The sequence below is a fragment of the Pseudomonas sp. JH-2 genome, assembly GCF_036231725.1.
Taxonomy (GTDB): Bacteria; Pseudomonadota; Gammaproteobacteria; order Pseudomonadales; family Pseudomonadaceae; genus Pseudomonas; species Pseudomonas delhiensis.
Genome location: NZ_JAZAQP010000019.1, coordinates 81417 through 100045, shown reverse-complemented (window position 1 = coordinate 100045; position 18629 = coordinate 81417). Strand labels below are relative to the sequence as shown.

Genomic DNA, 18629 nt, shown 5'->3' with positions numbered 1-18629 from the left:
AGGAACGCCCCATGGAACAGTCGTCCGCCCATCTGCTTCGCCGCCTCAACCCCCACTGCGCCAGGGCGCTGAGCGCGGCTGCCTCGCTGTGCCAGGCCCGCGCCCATCCCTACGTCACCATCGAGCACTGGCTGCTCAAGCTGCTCGAACAGGGCGAAGGCGACCTGGCCCTGATCGCCCGGCGCTACGAATGGGACCTGGAGGGGCTGTGGAACGGCCTGCTCGAACACCTGGACCAGTTGCCGCGCAGCGTGCGCGACAAGCCCCAGCTCTCCGCCGCGCTGCAGCAACTGATCAAGGACGCCTGGTTGCTGGCATCGATGCAGGGCGATAACCAGGTGCTGCGTTCCTCGCACCTGCTCGGCGCCTTGCGCGACACCCCCTCGCTGCTGGCCTGCGATGCCGCCTGGCCGCTGCTCAGCGTGGGCGCGCTGCAACTCGAGCGGCTGCTGCCCCTGCTGGACGAGCAATCCGAAGAGCGGCCTCAGGCACAGGCTGAGGCCGCACTGGCCGAGCCGGCAGCGCAAGCGGAGGGCCCGTCGCCCACCGCGGCCACGGCCCAGTCGGCGCTGCTCGACCGCTTCACCCAGGACATCACGGCCAAGGCCCGGGCGGGGCGCATCGATCCGGTCTATGGCCGCGACGACGAGATCCGCCAGGTCATCGACATTCTCGGCCGGCGACGCAAGAACAACCCCATCCTGGTGGGCGAGCCCGGCGTCGGCAAGACCGCGCTGGTCGAAGGCCTGGCCCTGCGCATCGTCGAAGGCAACGTGCCGGACGCCCTCAGGGCCGTCACCCTGCGCACCCTGGACCTGGGGCTGCTGCAGGCGGGGGCGGGCGTGAAGGGCGAGTTCGAACAGCGGCTGAAGAACGTGATCGACGCCGTGCAGCAATCGCCGACGCCCATCCTGTTGTTCATCGACGAGGCGCACACGCTGATCGGCGCGGGCAACCAGGCCGGCGGCGCCGATGCCGCCAACCTGCTCAAGCCGGCGCTGGCCCGGGGCGAGCTGCGTACCATCGCGGCCACCACCTGGTCCGAATACAAGCGCTACTTCGAGCGCGACGCGGCGCTGGAGCGGCGCTTCCAGATGGTCAAGGTCGATGAGCCGGACGAGGCCAACGCCTGCCTGATGCTGCGCGGCCTGAAGCCGCTCTACGTCAACCACCACGGCGTGCACATCGTCGACTCGGCGGTGCAGGCCGCCGTGGCGCTGTCCCGCCGCTACCTGCCGGGGCGGCAGTTGCCCGACAAGGCGGTCGACCTGCTCGACACCGCCAGCGCACGGGTGCGCATGAACCTGGACTGCGAACCCCAGGCGATGGTGCAACTGCGTGCCGAACACGGCGCACTGGAGCTCGAGCGCCAGGCGCTGGAAGAGGATGCCCGGCTCAGTGGCTCGATGGCCATCCAGCGCATGGCCGACATCGGCGTGCGCTTGTGCGAGCTGGAGCTTGCCCAGCAGCGGCTGCAGCAGCAATACCAGGACGAATTGAGCCTGACGCGGCAATTGATCGATGCGCGCCGCAAGGAGCCGGAAGCCTGCCCCGATCTGCAGCGGCAGCTGGCCCAGCTGCAGGGCGACCAGCCACTGCTGCCGCTGGATGTCGACGCGCGCACCGTCGCCGAGGTGGTGGCCGACTGGACGGGGGTGCCGCTGGGCAGCCTGCTCAAGGACGAACAGGCCAACCTGCTGCAACTGGAGCACGACCTGGGGCAGCGGGTCATCGGCCAGCAGCCCGCCCTGCAAGCTTTGGCGCAACGCCTGCGCGCCGCCAGGACCGGGCTGGCCCCGGACAATGCTCCCCTGGGCGTCTTCCTGCTGGTGGGCAGCAGCGGCGTGGGCAAGACCGAGACCGCCCTGGCGCTGGCCGACAGCCTGTTCGGCGGCGAGAAGTCGCTGATCACCATCAACCTCTCCGAATACCAGGAAGCCCATACCGTCAGCCAGCTCAAGGGCTCGCCACCGGGCTACGTCGGCTATGGCGAGGGCGGCGTGCTCACCGAGGCGGTACGCCAGCGCCCCTACAGCGTGGTACTGCTCGACGAGGTGGAAAAGGCGCACCGGGACGTGCTCAACCTGTTCTACCAGGTGTTCGACCGCGGCTTCATGCGCGACGGCGAGGGGCGCGAAATCGACTTCCGCAACACCGTCATCCTGATGACCTCCAACCTGGGCAGCGATCTGCTGCAGGCCCTGCTGGAGGAGCGCCCGCAAGCCAGCGACGGCGAACTGCAGGAACTGCTGCGGCCCGTGCTGCGCGAACACTTCCAGCCAGCATTGCTGGCGCGCTTCCAGACGCTGGTCTACCGGCCCCTGGATGCCGACGCGCTCAAGCGCATCGTCGCCATCAAGCTGGGCCAGGTCGCCAAGCGCCTGCAACGCCACTACGGCATCGCCTGCCAGGTCGACGACGGCCTCGCCGACGCCCTGGTCGCGGCCTGCCTGCTGCCCGACAGCGGCGCGCGCAACATCGACAGCCTGCTCAACCAGCAGATCCTGCCGGTGCTGAGCCAGCAACTGCTGCAGCGCCAGGCGCAGCAGCGCAAGACCACCGGCGTCACCCTGGGCTACTGCGCCGACGACGGCATCGCCCTGGAATTCAGCGAAGAGCCTTCGGGGCTCGAAGGTGCGGAGGCCTGAACATGCTCGACCAGATTCGTCCGTTCTTCGACCACAGCCGCCACAGCCTCAGCGTGGATGGCCTCGACGCGGCCCTGGACGTCCTCGCGTTCGAAGGCACGGAGGCGCTGAGCCAGACGTTCCGCTACCGCATCGAAATCACCAGCCCCCAGCTGGATATCGCCGCCCAGGACGTGCTCGGCAAGGACGCCAGCTTCAGCCTGCGCGCGGCCCCCGAATCGCTGGGCCTGCGCGGCTACACGCCGCCGGCGGTGGCGCCGCTGCGCACCCTGCATGGCGTGCTGACACGTTTCAAGCGGCTGTCGGCATCCCGTGACGAAGCCCGCTACGAGGTGACGCTGGAGCCGCGCCTGGCGCTGCTCGACCATGGCTGCCAGTACCGCATCTACCAGAACCAGAGCGTGCCCGAGATCGTCGACGCCATCCTGCGCAGGCACGGCCTGCGCGGCCAGGATTTCCTGTTCGAGCTCGGCCGGACCTACGCGCAGCACGAACAACTGCTGCAGTACGGCGAAAGCGACCTGGCGTACCTGCAACGCCTGTGCGCCGAACGGGGCATCTGGTACCGCTTCAGCATGGACACGCGGCTGAAGATCGACGTGGTCGAGTTCCACGATTCGCCGATGCACTACCAGCGCGACATCGCCCTGCCGCTGCGGCCGCAGAGCGGCATCCAGAGCAGCGGCCAGGACGCCGTCTGGGACCTCCAGGCCAGCCACCAGGTGGTACCGCAGCAGGTCAGCAACCGCGCCTACTATTCACGCGATGCCGGCGCCAACCTCGACGGCCAGGCCGATCTCGCCCACGGCGCGACCACCACATACGGCGAGGCCTACCACTACGCCGACGAGCCCTACCAGGCGCTGGGCGACCCCCATGCGCGCGGCGACGAGGAAGGGCATGCCGAAAGCGGCTTCTTCTACGCGCGCCTGGCGCACGAGCGCTACCTCAACGACCAGACCCGCCTGTTCGGCACCAGCAGCAGCGCCGCCCTGGCCCCGGGCCAGGTGCTCGAAGTCCAGGGCGGCGCGCCGGCCGCCTTCGCCCAGGGCGCCCTGATCGTCCGCCTGCACAGCAAGGCCGCCCGCGACCGCAGCTACGAAATCCGCTTCGAAGCCATCCCGGACAGCGACACCGTCGCCTTCCGCCCCGCGGTCCCGGCCAAGCCCCGCATCGCCGGCACCGTCCCGGCGCGGGTCACCAGCCCGCAGCGGAACGACCCCTACGGCCACATCGACGGCGAAGGGCGCTACCGCGTCAACTTCCTCTTCGACCGCGATGCCTGGCCCGCCGGCCGGGAAAGCATGTGGTTGCGCCTGGCGCGCCCCTATGCCGGCGACACCCATGGCCTGCACCTGCCGCTGCTGGCCGGCACCGAGGTGGCCGTCGCCTTCGAACAGGGCGACCCCGACCGGCCCTTCATCGCCCACGCCCTGCACGACAGCCTGCACCCCGACCACGTCACCATCCACAACTACAAGCGCAACGTCCTACGCACGCCGGCGAACAACAAGCTGCGCCTGGACGACACCCGCGGGCAGGAGCACATCAAGCTCAGCACCGAATACGCCGGCAAGAGCCAGCTCAACCTCGGGCACCTGGTGGACGGCCAGCGGCAGCAGCGGGGCGAGGGCTTCGAGCTGAGGACCGACGGTTGGGGCGCCATCCGCGCGGGCAAGGGTGTGTTCATCAGTGCGGACGAGCAAGGCAAGGCCCAGGGCCAGGTGCTGGAAATGAAGCCCGCCGCCACCCTGATGGAGAACGCCGCCGACCAGCTCAAGCAATGGCAGGACATCGCCCAGGCCCACCACAGCCGCGAGGCTTCCAGCGATGGCCTGCACGACCTGCTCGCACAGGGCAAGACCCTGCAAGGGCCAGCCATCCTGCTCAGCGCGCCGAAAGGCATCGCCGCTGTCACCCCGGCCAGCCTGCTGCTGGGCAGTAACCAGTCCATGTACCTGCAGAGCCAGGACGAAATCGACCTGACCGCCGCCCAGCGCATGGCCCTGCAATCCAACCAGGCCATGTCCCTGCTGGCTCAGCGCGAGGGCATGCGCCTGGTGTCGGGGAAGGGGCCGATAGAGATCGAATCCCACGGCGACATCCTCAACGCCATTGCCCAGCAGGACATCACCGTCCAGTCCGTGCAGGGCCACCTGCAACTCACCGCCAAGAACGGTATCACCCTGGCCTGTGGCGGCGGCTACATCCGCATCACGCCCAGCGGCGCCATCGATGTTCATTCTCCCGGCCAACTGCTGCTCAAGGGCAGGCATGTCTGGGAAGACCCTAGGATTTCCCCTTGCCTGAACTGCCTCAGTCCGTCTGCAAGGAATGCCTGGAGTTGGCAAAGGAAAGGGCCGCCAGCTTGGTACGGCGCGAAGGTTGATCAGGGAGAGCATCTATGTCACCGCAATGGCTTCAACACATTGAAAAAGTCTGTGCCAGTGTCGAGACCCAGCAAGTCGACCTGATTCTTGACCAGACCGGCCTGGAACATTCCGTGCTCCAGGCACTCGGCCAGATTCAGCCCAGCATCAGTTGGTGCTCGCTGTTCGACGGCACCCCGGAAGAACACCTCCTGGATCAAGCACCCATCCTGATGCGTCTGGACCTCACGCTCTGGCAGCACAAGGCCTGGCTGGAAGAGGTCATCGCAAGCTGCGCCGCCGACGCACGCCTGATGGTGATGATCACCCCCCTGGGCTTCGAGGCACTCGGCGAGGCACTACGAGCCTTGCTGCAGGCTGAGTGGGGCGGGCAATCCTTCCTGCTGCGCTACTACGACCCGCGCATCTTCCCCATTCTGCTGTCGTCGGTTCTCACCCCCGAGCAGCGCATGGGCTTCATGCAGGTAGCTTGCTACTGGGGATGGCTCGACCGCGATGGAGAGACCCAATGGCTCCCCGGCGCCTGCCTGCGGGAAACCCGCACAATCCAACCTTCCGATGTTCTGGTGGTAAATGACCAGCAGGCCGACTTGCTCGGCTGCATCAGCGATGCCCAGTCACTACTACACGCCGGGCACTACAACCACCTGGCTACTACTCAGGAGGAGTGCTTCGGGCATCTCTACAAATGGGTACTAATGGCTAGCGAACAAGGCTACGTCGGCGATTTGAAAGAATACGTGCAAAAGCACCTTGGAGTATCTACAGAAGCAACTTAGGTGTCGCTAAGCAATGGTTAGTCCGCGCTCATATGGGGATTTCAAATAATGACTATCCGTGGAGTGAGTGATGAAGATGTATTTCAAGATAAAAATGTTGCTGTATTTATTCAATGGTTGTTTCTTTCTGGTATACCCGGTTGAGCCAATCAGCTTGTGGTGGAGAATATGAGAAATATTGTATGGGTGCGCATGTTATTAGGCTTTCTGAGCCTAGCCTTGGTGGCCTGCTCCTCGGCAGATAATGACAATGAAACGGCGGCTGGAAATATTGAAGCCATCAACCACACCACCCATGGCATCAATTGGCTGAAGGTCAATGGCTATCGGGCGGATGGTGGCGGGGGGAGCTCCTGCTGCATTGTCATGCCGGTCAAATGGCGGCCTGGCTTGAAAGCGCGTATCGAGTGGGAGGTTGATCCTGATCCTTACGCAGATGCTCCGCCACTTGGCACTGATGAGTTTAGGGCGTTTATGGTTGAACATAAAAAAAGCTACAAGCATTACAGTGCAACAGTTGATATTCCAGAGTGGCCCGGTACAGAGTCCTGTGATTTCAAGGTGCATTTCCTGACCTGCAATCGGGTTCAGGTCACCACGGCATGTGCGTTATATGGACAGCCCAATTACCCCATCAACGAGCCACTGCGGATGAAGGAGCCAGCCGTATGTCAGAAGTAAAAAAAGAACAAGGGAGCGACAACGTCTGGGTGCCGCCTGTGTTTCCCACAGCAGGACGCATGCCCACCGATAAGTTAGTGGTTTCGGATAACTATAATAGGCAGTTCCAAGAGGCGAATCTGTTTCGACAGTGCCGCAACGAGAAGGGGCAAAAACAGAGCTTCGAATGTTGCCAGAGTTTGCATGTCAGTTTGTTCTTCGATGGCACCAACAACAATGAGCACAATGACACCCAGGAGAACCATCCCAGCAATATCGCCAAGCTGTTCCATGCCTCTATTCGTGGGCCTGAGGCTAAGGAGCGTGGCTATTTTTCCTTCTATATGCCTGGCGTGGGCACGGCCTTCCCGGAAATCGGCGAGTTCGACTACAGCGAGGAGGGGTTGAAGTACGCCCTGGGTGGAGAAGATCGCATTAACTGGGGTCTGGTATCCGTGGCCGAGGCATTGCAGGCCGCAATCCTGAAAAAGCCCATCACCCAGGCGCAGAAGAAAGCCTTGGTCAAGTCCATGGGCACCCCGAGAGGTCAGAGCTTTCTCGGTGGGATGAAGCGTCGCTCAGTGATGATGGACCTGCTCAAGGACCTTCGCGCAAATTTGGATAAGAGCAAGCCGCGAGTCTTGGGTGTGAAGCTCTATGTGTATGGCTTCTCCCGTGGGGCAGCGGAGGCCCGTACTTTTGTCAACTGGCTGAGTGAACTGTTCGAAACACCCGAGGGGGCGGACAAGCCCGCGCAGCAGTTAGCCGGGGTGCCGGTGAGCGTGGAGTTTCTCGGCATCCTGGATACCGTGGCCTCGGTGGGCATTGCGCATGCGGCGCCATTCTTCGCCGGGCATATGGACTGGGCGGACGATACCCAACTGCTGCCCTGCGCAGAGAAATACCCACAGTTCGTCAAGCAGTGCCGGCACTTCGTGGCGGCCTTCGAGCAGCGTTCGTGCTTCCCGCTGGACTCGATCCGCAATGAAGACGGCAAGTACCTGGCCAACACCTACGAGGTGGTGTACCCCGGCGTGCATTCGGATATAGGTGGCGGCTACCCACAGAACGATCAGGGCAAGGCGCGGGGCGGCACCGACGAGCTGATTTCCCAAGTGGCGCTACATGATCTGTATGCCGAAGCCTTTGCCTGCGGCGCGCCGCTACAGGTGCCGGGAGAGGCGATGCCTGAATATCTGTTGGCACAACAGCCTTGGCGGAAGATGAGTCTCGATACTCAAGAAGAGTTCGATATCAAACCGCTGGTTGCCGAACGTTTCAACGCTTGGCGCGCGATAACTTTGTCCGGTGTCTCAACAGCGGCGCCCGATAAGCCTGCCTGGGAATACGACCCGGTGCGCTTCAGCATGACGGTCGAAGATACCCTGGCTGACCAACTGGGCTGGATCACCGGCTGGCGTATCGGCCGCTATGCCAATGACGAGAATGGCGGCAAGGACAGCTACAAGCGCCAACCCTTCTTCGAGAAAGCTCGAGAGGATGACCGATACAAGGAGAGCGTGGACCGCAAGGCCTACGAGAAGCAGAAGCAGGACGCTGCAGATGAACGCCTGAAAAAGTCCGCTGCGGCGGTGAATTACCCAGGCCCGAAGATCTACGAGCCAGTGCTCGACCAGACCCAGATCAGTCAGGCCGCGGCGGAGTTCAAGGCGGACTACTACGACCGCAAGCGCGAGCAGACCAGCGCGGCCGGCACCCTCTTCGATGTGCTGCTGCGCGATACCGCGTACCTGCTCAACGAAGACGACGAGCGCAAGGCCCGCGAGACGCTAAAGGGTGTTGGGAAGGAGCGCAGCCAACGGCTCTTCCGCGATCACCAGGGCATGCCCAGCGACGACCCGACGATGGCCCTGCTGGTTGCGTTGTTCGACGACCAGATTCACGACTCGCGCGCCTGGTTCATGCACGACGCGCTGAAGACCCGCGAGATGTGGGCCGGGTACTTCTTCTACCGGATGATCTACTTCGGCAAGGACAATAGCGCCGCGATGACGCCGGTCATGATTGCTGGGCGGATTCTGGGCGTGGCGATGATCGCCGGCGCCACGGTGTATGGCATCCGCTTGCTGCGTGGCAACGCGCTCGAAGGCGCATCGGGCGGCTTAGCAGGTTTGGCGGCAGGGGTTTTGCTGTCCGGGGTGGCGTACCAGGTGATCGATGCGGCCTCCGGTGCGGTGGTGCCGTTCGTGCCGGGCGCAGCGGACCTGCTCAAGCCCACCACGCATATCGGTGCGGTGGCCAGCGCACTCAAGCAGCAGATCGGCCAGGAGGACTACCTGTCGCGGCTGGACCGCACCACGGCCATGCTGCGTGATGCCGGCAACCTGTTCGAGTTGGACAAGGGGGCGGCCTGATGCTGCCGTTGGTACGCCAGGGCGACCCGCTGCGCCCCTATGGGGGAGAGGTGCTGGACGGCCATTATCTGGCCTTCGGTAAGCCGGTGGCCTTCGTCGGCGGCCGGGCCCGCTGCAACAAGCATGGCATGACCCAGATCGTCGAGGGCGGTTCGCTGTCCACGGTGCGTGGCAAGGCGGTGGCGCTGGATGGCCACCGCTGTGCCTGTGGTTGCCAGGTGGTGAGCACGCTGCCGGGCAGCAAGATGATCGTCAGACCATGAATCGCCTGCCTCGGTACGCGGACTATGTAGAGCCGGGCGAACCGCGCTGGCGCCGCTGGTGGCTGGCCCTGTTGCTGCTGTGGGGCGCGCAGTCGGGGCTGTTGCTGACGCTGTGGCCCGAAGGCCGGCCGCGCCTGGAGTTGTGGCTGTGGGGCGCGGTGCTGCCGTTGTCCTGGGGGCTGGCGCTGGCGGTGCGAGCGCTGGTGTGGCGGATCGGGCTGATGAACCGGGATGCATACCGCCAGACGATCCAGGCCGCTGAACAGCGCTGGTGGCGCAAGCGAGCCCGGACTCTACCGGTGCACCAACTGCTGTTGTTGGGGCCGGTAGGCGATGTGCAGGCGCAATACAGGGACCTCATGGATGGGGCGAAGATGCCCGACCCGGAACTACCCACCAGCGCCGGTGTGCCGCTTTTGCGCTGCCAGCTATCGCGGGGGATGCCAGGTGAGCGGGTGCCGATGTTGGCTCGCCATCTCGCGCGCCTGGCGCTGGCGTTGCCGGAGCGCACCGAACGTTGGCCTTCACTGCGCGGCTTGGCCTGGGTAGGCGACGCGGTAGGAGAGGCTGCGTTTGTCACCGCGTTGTCGGCCGGTGAGCTGGACCTGCCTGCCACGCGCTTCTCATTGCGAACGCTGAAGGACCTGGATGCCTTGATCGATGCCCTGCCGAAGGTTTGCCCAGATGAGACTGACGGCCTGCTATGCGCCGGCGTGGTGTCTCGGGAGCAGGCCGACGAAGGGGAGATGCCCGGTGAGGCGGGTTTCCTCTGGGTGGTGGGCCGCAAGGGCACGTTGCGACTGCATCGCGGCGAATACCTGCTGCCGGAGAAAGGTGAAACCGCCAGCGAGTTGTGCGCACAGATGCAGGGCTACGCCGGGTTGAACCAGGCCCCGGAAGACTGCCTGGCGCTGGACGCCGTAAGCCAGGCGGCCTTCGTCGAGGGCGGCTGGACGGTGGGCCAGCATCAATTGGCCGAGTACTGGGGGGCGTTGGGCGAGTTGGCGCCGTTCGTGGGGATGTCGCTGGCAGCACTGCAAGCAGAGCAGAGCGGTGAGCCCTGTGGATGGCTGGGCAAGGATGACGCGGGGCGTTTGGCAATGGGCGTGGTGGTCTCTCATGGTGGTTGATAAGGCAAGCAGCCTTCGTTCGGCATTTGGTGCAGGGCTGGTGTATTGCCTGGTGGTAGCGCTGTTGGTGGTGCTGGGCGGGCTGCTGTACTTCCTGTTCGGCGACTGGCTGGACCTGCCCAAGTTGCCTTTGAAGGTGCTGCTCATACGCGCTCTGGGGATCTGGTTGGCGCTCTGCCTGTTCTGCCCTGTCTATTTGAAAGCCTGGAAAGCGTTGGCGGTTGGGCAGGCGGTGCAGGAAACCGGCGAGGGGGAACAGGAGGAAGAGACTGTGTCCACGTCGTCCAAAGGGGGCCCGGCATCGGAAGTGCGCGAGCATCTGCGCGATGTCTTGGGGTTCTTCTGGCGCCGGCACGTTCGCGTGTTGCTGGTAGTCGGCGAGGCGGACGAGATCGAGGCGGTTGCGCCGGGGCTGGCCGAGGCCAAATGGCGGGAAGGCCAGGGCACGCTGCTGCTGTGGGGCGGCAGCCTGACAGGCGATTGGGAAAGCGAGTGGCCGGGCAGCCTTCGCCGGTTGTCCTGGCGGCGTCCGCTGGATGGCATCGTCTGGGCCATGACGGAAGAGCAGGCCGGCAACGTGGAGCTGTTCGGCGGAGGCGTTCGTCGCCTCCAGGGCCTGGCGCGCGAACTGCGCTGGCAGGCACCGCTGTATCTTTGGCAGGTTCGCCGCTGTACCTGGACGCAGGAGGGGCGTGCCGCCCAATCGACCGGCTGTCTGTTACCGCCGGCACCCACGGCACAGCGCATCGAAAGCGCGTTGCGCCAGTTGCTGACGCCGCTTCGCGAACATGGCCTGGAGCAGATGAGCCAGGCGCGCGCCAACGATTTCCTGCTGCGCCTGTCCCGAGACCTGGAGCACAACGGTATCGCCCAATGGCGTGATGCCCTCGTACCGCTGTTGCAGAATTTCGCTCGCGGCGTACCGCTTCGCGGACTGTTGTTCGCTGCGCCGCAAAAGCCTTCCATCGAGCCAACGGCCAGGCACAGCTGGTCGCCATCGCCGGCCTGGGAGGCCATCCGCGAGGACCGCCAGGCCCGCGGCAGCCGCCTGGGCTGGTCCTGGCCCCGCGCCGCATACGCCTGCGCCCTGGCGCTCGCCGGCCTCTGCCTGCTGGCCCTGCTGCTGTCCTTCGCCAGCAACCGCAGCCAGGTCGCCACGGTCGAGGCGGCGCTGGCGACCCTCGGCCAGCCCGGTGATGCGGAGGCGCAACTGGTCGCCCTCGACGCGCTGACCCGCGAGTTGTCGCGGCTGGACTACCGGCGCGAGCATGGCGTGCCCTGGTACCAGCGTTTGGGCCTGAGCCAGAACGATGCGTTGCTGGCGGCGCTGTGGCCGCGCTATGCCCAGGCCAACAATCGCCTGCTGCGCGATGGCGCGGCGCTGCGCCTGGAGCGGCAGCTTGCCGAGCTGGCCGCGTTGCCCGTGGGCAGCCCGGAGCGGGTGAGGCGGGCCGAGGGGGCCTATGACCAGCTCAAGGCCTACCTGATGATGGCGCGCCCGGAAAAGGTCGAGGCGGCCTTCCTGGCCAAGGTGCTGGCCGCCAACGAAACCGCCCGCCCCGGTGTGGCGCCGGGCCTTTGGCAGGGCCTGTCGCCCAGGCTGTGGGCCTTCTATGCGCAGCACCTGGCGGCGCATCCGCAGTGGCGCATCGAGGCCAGCCCCGCCGTGGTGGCCCGGGCCCGGCAGGTGCTGCTGGGGCGGTTGGGCCAGCGCAACGGCGTGGCCAACCTGTACCAGCAGGTGGTCGAGCGGGCGGGCAACGACTATGCCGCCATGGGCCTGGCGCAGATGGTGGGCGAAACCGATGCGGCGCTGCTGTTCGATACCCCCGAGAGCGTGCCGGGCGTGTTCACCCGCCAGGCCTGGGAAGGCCAGGTGCGCAAGGCCATCGACGATGTCGCCGAGGCCCGTCGCGAGGAGATCGACTGGGTGCTGAGCGACCAGCAGGGCAGCCTCGACGCCGAGCTGCAACCCGAGGTGCTCAAGGCCCGCCTGACCGAGCGCTACTTCCAGGCGTTCGGCGACGCCTGGCTGGCCTTCCTCAACAGCATCCGCTGGCGCAAGGCGCAGAGCCTGTCCGACGTCATCGACCAGCTCACCCTGCTCAGCGACGTGCGCCAGTCGCCGCTGATCGCGCTGATGAACACCCTGGCGTACCAGGGCCGGACCGAAGCCAGGGCCGAGGCGCTGGCCGACTCGCTGATGAAGTCGGCGCAGCAGTTGCTGGACGGCGACCGGCAGCCGGTGATCGACCAGCGGCCGGGCGGCCCCCGAGGCCCGCTGGATACCACCTTCGGCCCGCTGCTCGGCCTGCTGGGCAAGGACCCGTCGGCGGCCGCGGGCGGCGACGGCAGCCTGAGCCTGCAGGCCTTCCTCACGCGCGTCACCCGCGTGCGCCTGAAGCTGCAGCAGGTCACCAATGCCGCCGACCCGCAGGCGATGACCCAGGCCCTGGCGCAGACCGTGTTCCAGGGCAAGAGCGTCGACCTGACCGACACGCTGGACTACGGCAGCCTGATCGCCGCCAGCCTGGGCGCGGAATGGAGCGGCTTCGGCCAGAACCTCTTCGTGCAGCCGCTCAACCAGGCCTGGGAGGGCGTGCTGCAGCCTTCGGCGCAGAGCCTGAACCGCCAGTGGCAGCGGGCGATCGTGGCCAACTGGCAGCGTGCCTTCGATGGCCGCTACCCGTTCGCCGCCACCGGTAGCGACGCCTCGCTGCCGATGCTGGGGCAGATGATCAGGGCCGATAGCGGGCGGATCGACCAGTTCATCCGCACGCAGCTGGGCGGCGTGCTGCGCAAGGAGGGCAACCGCTGGGTGCCGGACAGCGCCGGCAGCCAGGGGCTGCACTTCGACCCGCAGTTCCTCGAGGCGGTCAACCGGCTCGGCGAGCTGGCCGACATCCTCTACACCGACGGCGGCATGGGGCTGGCCTTCCAACTGCAGGCCAAGCCGGTGCGCAACCTGGTGCAGACGACCTTCATCCTCGATGGCGTGACGCTGGAGTACTTCAACCAGGAGGAGAGCTGGCAGCAGTTCATCTGGCCGGGCGGCGCCGACCACCCCGGCGCCTCGTTGAGCTGGACCAGCGCCAGGGGCGGGGCGCGGCTGTTCGGCGACTTTGCCGGCATCTGGGGGCTGATCCGCCTGCTCGAACAGGCCCAGGTCACTGCGCTGGACGACAGCGACACGCGCTTCGAGCTGGTGCTGACCGCGCCCGACGGCCTGCCCCTGACCTGGCAAATGCGCACCGAGCTGGGCAGCGGGCCGCTGGCGCTGCTGCAACTGCGCGGCTTCGCGCTGCCGACGAACATTTTCGACGTAGGAAGCGGGCGAGCCGACCCCTACGCCATGGCCGAGCCGTTCGAGGCGGCCGGTTCGAACACACGCGAAGGGATGTAGGACGCGCCGATGAGTTTGCAAGGACTGATTTCGACCTGCCTGGAAGGCCAGGACGCCGTGGCCCTGGCGAAGGCCCAGGCGCAGCGCTGGGAACCCTGGCTGGCGCCCATCGACGCGGCGACGCCGGTGGGGGAAGACCCCGGCTACGACGATGACTTCCAATGCCTGCGCGAGGAGATCGACAAGCTCTCCGGCGCGGATGTGGAGCGGGTGGCGCGGCTGGCGGAGCAACTGCTCAAGCAGCGCTGCAAGGACCTGCGGATCGCCACCTATTACCTCTGGGCGCGGACCCAGCGCGACGGCGAGGCGGGCCTGGCCGATGGCCTGGAGCTGCTGGCGGCGCTGCTCGAACGCTTCGCCGGGCAGGTGCTGCCGGGCCGCCCGAAGAGCCGGCGCATGGCCCTGGAGTGGCTGGCCAGCGGCAAGGTGCTGGACAGCCTGTCGCTGTTCCCCGAGGTGGTGAAGGCCGAGGCGCAGCGCACGGTCGCGGCGCTGGCCTGGCTCGAACGCAGCGTCGCCGCCTGGCCGGAAGCCGAGCGGCCGGGCCTGGGCGCGCTCTATGGGGCCCTGGCCGCGCGCCTGACGCAATCCGGCGGGGTGAACGCGCTGGTGCCGCAGAACAGCGCCGCCCACGCCGAGCCCACGCCGCACGCCGCGCTGCCGCCGATGTCGGCCGTCAAGTCCGGCCGTGACCTGCTGGACACCGGCAAGGCCCTGGCCGGCTACCTGCGCGACCAGCCCCAGGGCTGGCTGGCGGCCCACCGCCTGCTGACCAGCCTGCGCTGGGACACCGTGCACCAGTCGCCGCCGCAGGAGGCCAATGGCAACACCCGCCTGGCCCCGCCGCGCACGGAATACCGCGCCCAGCTCAAGCGCCTGTACCTGCAGCAGAGCTGGAGCGAGTTGCTGGACCAGGCCGAACGCATGTACGCCGAGGGGGTGAACCACTTCTGGCTGGACCTGCAGTGGTTCCTCTGCCAGAGCCTGGCCAGGCTGGGCGTGCCCTACGAGGGCTGGGCGGACATCGTCAAGCGCGACCTGGGCATGTTCCTCGAGCGCCTGCCGGGCCTCGAGCAGTTGCGCTGGAGCGACGGCACGCCGTTCGCCGACGAAACCACGCGCGAATGGATCAGCCAGCACGTGAGCGGCAACCGCCCGCTGCAGTGGCCGTCCACGGCCGTCGCCGTGCCGGCCGTGGCGGACGACATCCTGGCCCTGGAGGGCGAGGCGCTGGCCCAGGCCGACAGCGATGGCGTCGAGGCGGCGCTGGCCTGGCTGGCTGCGCGCCCGGATGCGAGCAGCGGCCGCCAGCGCTGGCTGCTGAGGCTGTTGATGGCGCGGGTGGCGGAGCAGTACGGCAAGAGCGACCTGGCGATCCACCTGCTGGGCGAGCTCGACGGCGTCGCCCAGCAACAGGGCCTGGGCGCCTGGGAGCCTGAACTGGGCTTCGAGGTCAAGGCGCGCCTGCTCAAGCTGCTGCGCCAGAAGCTCCAGCGCAACGACGTCGACAAGGCCGCGCTGGGCCGCCGCATGGAGGCCCTGCTGGCGGCGCTGGTGGCCATCGACCCGGTACGCGCCGCGGTGCTTTGCGGCTGAGCCCCTCACTACTTTCAGGACATTCTTTCGTGAGCATGGACAATCTGACGCTGCGTTATTTCGATGCCGAAATGCGCTACCTGCGCGAGGCGGGCAAGGAGTTCGCCGAGGCGTTCCCGGACCGCGCGGCGCAGCTCAACCTGGACAAGGCCGGGGCCCGCGACCCCTACGTGGAGCGGCTGTTCGAGGGCTTCGCATTCCTCATGGGGCGCCTGCGCGAGAAGCTCGACGACGACCTGCCGGAGCTGACCGAGGGGCTGGTGAGCCTGTTGTGGCCGCACTACCTGCGCACCATCCCGTCGCTGTCGGTGGTCGAGCTGACGCCGGACTACCGGGAGATGAAGCGCTGCGAAACGCTGCCCAAGGGCACCGAGGTGCTGTCGCAGCCGGTGGGGCCACGGCGCACGCGCTGCCGCTACAGCACCACCGCGGACGCCATGCTGTACCCGATGGCCATCGACTCGGTGCGGGTGGGCAGCGAGCCGGATGGGCGCTCGGTGCTGCACCTGCGCTTCGCCTGCAGCCCCCTGGCGGACTGGTCGCAGATCGGCCTGGGGCGCCTGCCGCTGTACCTCAACGCCGACGCACCGCTGGCCTGCGCGCTGCACCATGCCCTGACACTGAAGGCCCAGGCGCTTTACCTGCGGCTGCCGGGCCAGCCCGACCGGCTGAAGCTGGACGGCCATTTCGCGCCCAAGGGCTTTGGCGACGACGATCGCTTGTGGCCCAAGGGGGAGGGCGCCTTCAGCGGTTACCAGCTGCTGCTGGAGTACTTCACCTTCCGCGAGAAGTTCATGTTCGTCAGCCTCTGTGGCCTGGAGCAGGTGCCGCTTCCCCCCGGCCTGCCGGGCTTCGAGCTGGACGTGGTGCTGGGCGAGCAATGGGCCCACGAGTTCGCGCTGGGCGCCGAGCACGTGCGCCTGCACGCGGTGCCGGTGATCAACCTGTTCGCGCTGGAGGCCGACCCCCTGACGCTGTCGCCGCTGCAGACCGACTACCTGCTGCGGCCGATGCGGCTGCAGGACGGGCACACCGAGATCTACTCGGTGGACAGCGTGTCTTCCTCCAGGCACTCGGCGCAGCGCGACTACGTGCCCTTCAGCAGCTTCCGCCACAAGGGCGGCATGCTGCGCGACGAAGCGCCCGAACGCTATTTCCACACCCGCATGAGGCGCGGGGCGAACGGCATGCACGACACCTGGCTGATCCTCGGCGGCGAGGGCTTCGACATCGACCGCCTGGAGGAGGGCGAAAGCCTGTCCCTGCGCCTCACCGGGACCAATGGCCAACTGCCGCGCAAGGCCTTGCAGAGCACCCTGCTGGACACCCTGGCGAAGGCGCCGCTGGCCGGCCTGAGGGTGCGCAACCTGTGCGCGCCGAGCCTGCCGTGCTACCCGCCGAACCAGGACCGCTTCCACTGGCGCGTGCTCAGCCACCTGGGCTCGAACTTCCTGCCGATGCTGGACAACGCCGAGGTGCTGCGCGGCACCCTGGCGCTCTACGACTGGAGCCACAGCGAGCTGAACCGCCGGCGCCTGGCGGCCATCGTCGAGGTCCGCCACCACCTGATCCAGCGCTTCGAAAAGGGCTTCCTGCTGCGCGGCGTGGACATCGAGGTGACGCTGGACGCCAATGGCTTCTGCGGCGAGGGCGACATCAGCCTGTTCGGCGAGATGCTCAACCGCTTCTTCGCCCTGTATGCCGACATCCACCTGTTCAACCAGCTCACCCTGGTCCTGCAACCCACCGGTAAGTGCCTGCGATGGAAAGAGAACCACAATCAGCGTATTCCCGGCTGAAGGCCAGCGGCCTGCTGCAGGCGCTGGAGGGGCGGGTTTGCGAGGCGAACCTGTACCGCTTCTGCCAACTGGTCGAGGCCGCCGCCCCGGGCAACCCGCCCCTGGGCACGACGAGCCGGCCCGGCGACGATGCCGTGCGCTTCCGCCCGGACCCGGGCATGGGTTTTCCCGCCGGCGAGCTGAAGGCCATCGAGTTCGACGAGGAACATCCCGAGCGCCCGGCCACGGTGCGCACGCGGCTGCTCGGCCTGTACGGCGTCGACTCGCCGCTGCCCACCGCCTACTTGGACGACATCGCCCAGCGCCGCGAAGGGCACGAGGCGCTGAAGGCCTTCCTCGACATCTTCAACCACCGGATATTCACCCAGTTCTACCGCATCTGGCGCAAATACTCCTACCCGGCCACCTTCGAGGCCGGCGGCACGGATGGCACCTCGCAGTGCCTGCTGGGCCTGATCGGCCTGGGCATCCCGGGCACGGCGGAGCACGTCGCGACGCCGGTCTCGCGCTTCCTGGCCCTGCTCAGCGTGATGCGCCTGCCCACCCGCAACGCCGAGGGCATCGGCGCCCTGGTGAAGCTGCTGGCGCCCAACACCCGGGTGCGGGTGACGCCCCACTGGCCGCGCAAGGTGCCGCTGGCGCGGCCTGCCAGCCTATCGCCGGAGGCGCCTGTGAGCCTGTCCCAGGGCACGCCGCTGGGCGCCATGGGTGCCGATGCCAACAGCCAGGTGCGCCTGGAACTGGCCACCGAGGACCCCGCCGAAGTGCAGGGCTGGTTGCCGGGGGGCCAGTTGCACAGCGACCTGCTGGTGCTGCTGCGGGTGTACCTGGGCTGGCGCTGCAACGCGAAGCTGCAGCTCACCCTGCCGCTGAAATGCCTGCCCAGGCCGGTGCTGGGCGCCGCCCCGGTGCTGCTGGGGCTTACCGGCGTGCTGGGGCTCGATGCCGGGCCCGAAGACGCCGGGCAACCATGCATGACGGTCAACCTCGGGCGTTACCAGGGCCTGGCCGAGAACCCGAAAACCAGGGAGGTACGGAATGTCGCTTACCGTTTTTAGGACGCTGCTGGCCATGGCGGCGCTGGGCCTCGCGCTGGGCGGCTGTGGCGTGGCTCAGCGCGTGGCGGAGGGAGGCAGCTCCCTGGCGCAGGGGATTTTCTACAAGCAGGTCAAGGTGCTGCGCCTGGACTTCAGCGGGCGCGCGGCGCTCAACACCGATGTCCGCGACATGTCCGGGCTGTCGGTGTCGACCCTGGTCCGCGTGTACCAGTTGCGCAGCCGTGAGGCGTTCGACAAGGCCGGCTACCAGGCGCTGCTGGGCGAGGGGGCCGAGGTGCTGGCGAACGACCTGCTGGAAGAGCGGCAGGTGGTGGTCAAGCCCGGCGAAGGCGCGCAGCTGAGCATGCCCCTGGCCGCCGAGGCGAAGTTCGTCGCGGTGGTCGGCCTGTTCCGCGCCCCCGGCGCCGACGATGCCCGCTGGCGCCTGGTGCTGGGCCGCGATGAACTGGACCCCGACCGGGCGCGGGTCATCGAGCTTTCGGACAGCACGCTGAACCTGCTGCCCCTGGCGGAAAAGGACGCATAGCG

11 protein-coding genes and 1 pseudogene are annotated in these 18629 nt (G+C 67.0%); all 12 read left to right on the top strand.

The annotated features are described in order from the left end of the window. The first annotated feature begins 11 nt into the window (after window positions 1–11). Window positions 12–2648 (top strand): type VI secretion system ATPase TssH, encoded by a 2637-nt coding sequence (gene tssH / locus VV867_RS15350; RefSeq protein WP_328566878.1) that lies wholly within the window; start codon window positions 12–14, stop codon window positions 2646–2648. A gap of 2 nt (window positions 2649–2650) precedes the next feature. After that, a pseudogene (locus VV867_RS15345) lies at window positions 2651–5037 on the top strand (type VI secretion system Vgr family protein). Between the two features lie 15 nt (window positions 5038–5052). Further along, entirely contained in the window at window positions 5053–5817 is a 765-nt protein-coding gene (locus tag VV867_RS15340; protein WP_328566877.1) for a DUF4123 domain-containing protein, read from the top strand. Window positions 5818–5985: 168 nt separating this feature from the next. Next, window positions 5986–6498 carry a DUF3304 domain-containing protein gene (locus tag VV867_RS15335; protein ID WP_328566876.1) on the top strand — a complete coding sequence of 171 codons (513 nt, stop codon included), beginning with the start codon at window positions 5986–5988 and terminating at the stop codon, window positions 6496–6498. Continuing rightward, window positions 6486–8852 carry a T6SS phospholipase effector Tle1-like catalytic domain-containing protein gene (locus tag VV867_RS15330; protein WP_328566875.1) on the top strand — a complete coding sequence of 789 codons (2367 nt, stop codon included), beginning with the start codon at window positions 6486–6488 and terminating at the stop codon, window positions 8850–8852. The genes VV867_RS15335 and VV867_RS15330 overlap by 13 nt, the downstream gene beginning before the upstream one ends. Then, the gene (locus VV867_RS15325; RefSeq protein ID WP_328566874.1) at window positions 8852–9115 is read left to right on the top strand and encodes a PAAR domain-containing protein; all 264 of its coding nucleotides are present in this window, start codon (window positions 8852–8854) and stop codon (window positions 9113–9115) included. Before VV867_RS15330 ends, VV867_RS15325 begins: the two co-directional genes overlap by 1 nt. After that, complete coding sequence (locus VV867_RS15320; protein ID WP_328566873.1) at window positions 9112–10245, top strand: hypothetical protein; 1134 nt, start codon at window positions 9112–9114, stop codon at window positions 10243–10245. Before VV867_RS15325 ends, VV867_RS15320 begins: the two co-directional genes overlap by 4 nt. Then, on the top strand, window positions 10235–13648 hold the full coding sequence (locus VV867_RS15315) for an ImcF-related family protein (protein ID WP_328566872.1): 3414 nt from the start codon (window positions 10235–10237) through the stop codon (window positions 13646–13648). The genes VV867_RS15320 and VV867_RS15315 overlap by 11 nt, the downstream gene beginning before the upstream one ends. 9 nt (window positions 13649–13657) lie before the next feature. Next, a complete protein-coding gene (gene tssA, locus VV867_RS15310; protein WP_328566871.1) occupies window positions 13658–15244 on the top strand; it encodes a type VI secretion system protein TssA in 1587 nt (528 codons plus the stop codon). Between the two features lie 29 nt (window positions 15245–15273). Beyond that, entirely contained in the window at window positions 15274–17043 is a 1770-nt protein-coding gene (tssF, locus tag VV867_RS15305) for a type VI secretion system baseplate subunit TssF (protein WP_328566870.1), read from the top strand. Then, complete coding sequence (gene tssG / locus VV867_RS15300; protein ID WP_328566869.1) at window positions 17007–18101, top strand: type VI secretion system baseplate subunit TssG; 1095 nt, start codon at window positions 17007–17009, stop codon at window positions 18099–18101. Before tssF ends, tssG begins: the two co-directional genes overlap by 37 nt. After that, on the top strand, window positions 18082–18627 hold the full coding sequence (tssJ, locus tag VV867_RS15295) for a type VI secretion system lipoprotein TssJ (protein WP_328566868.1): 546 nt from the start codon (window positions 18082–18084) through the stop codon (window positions 18625–18627). The genes tssG and tssJ overlap by 20 nt, the downstream gene beginning before the upstream one ends. Window positions 18628–18629: the final 2 nt, after the last annotated feature.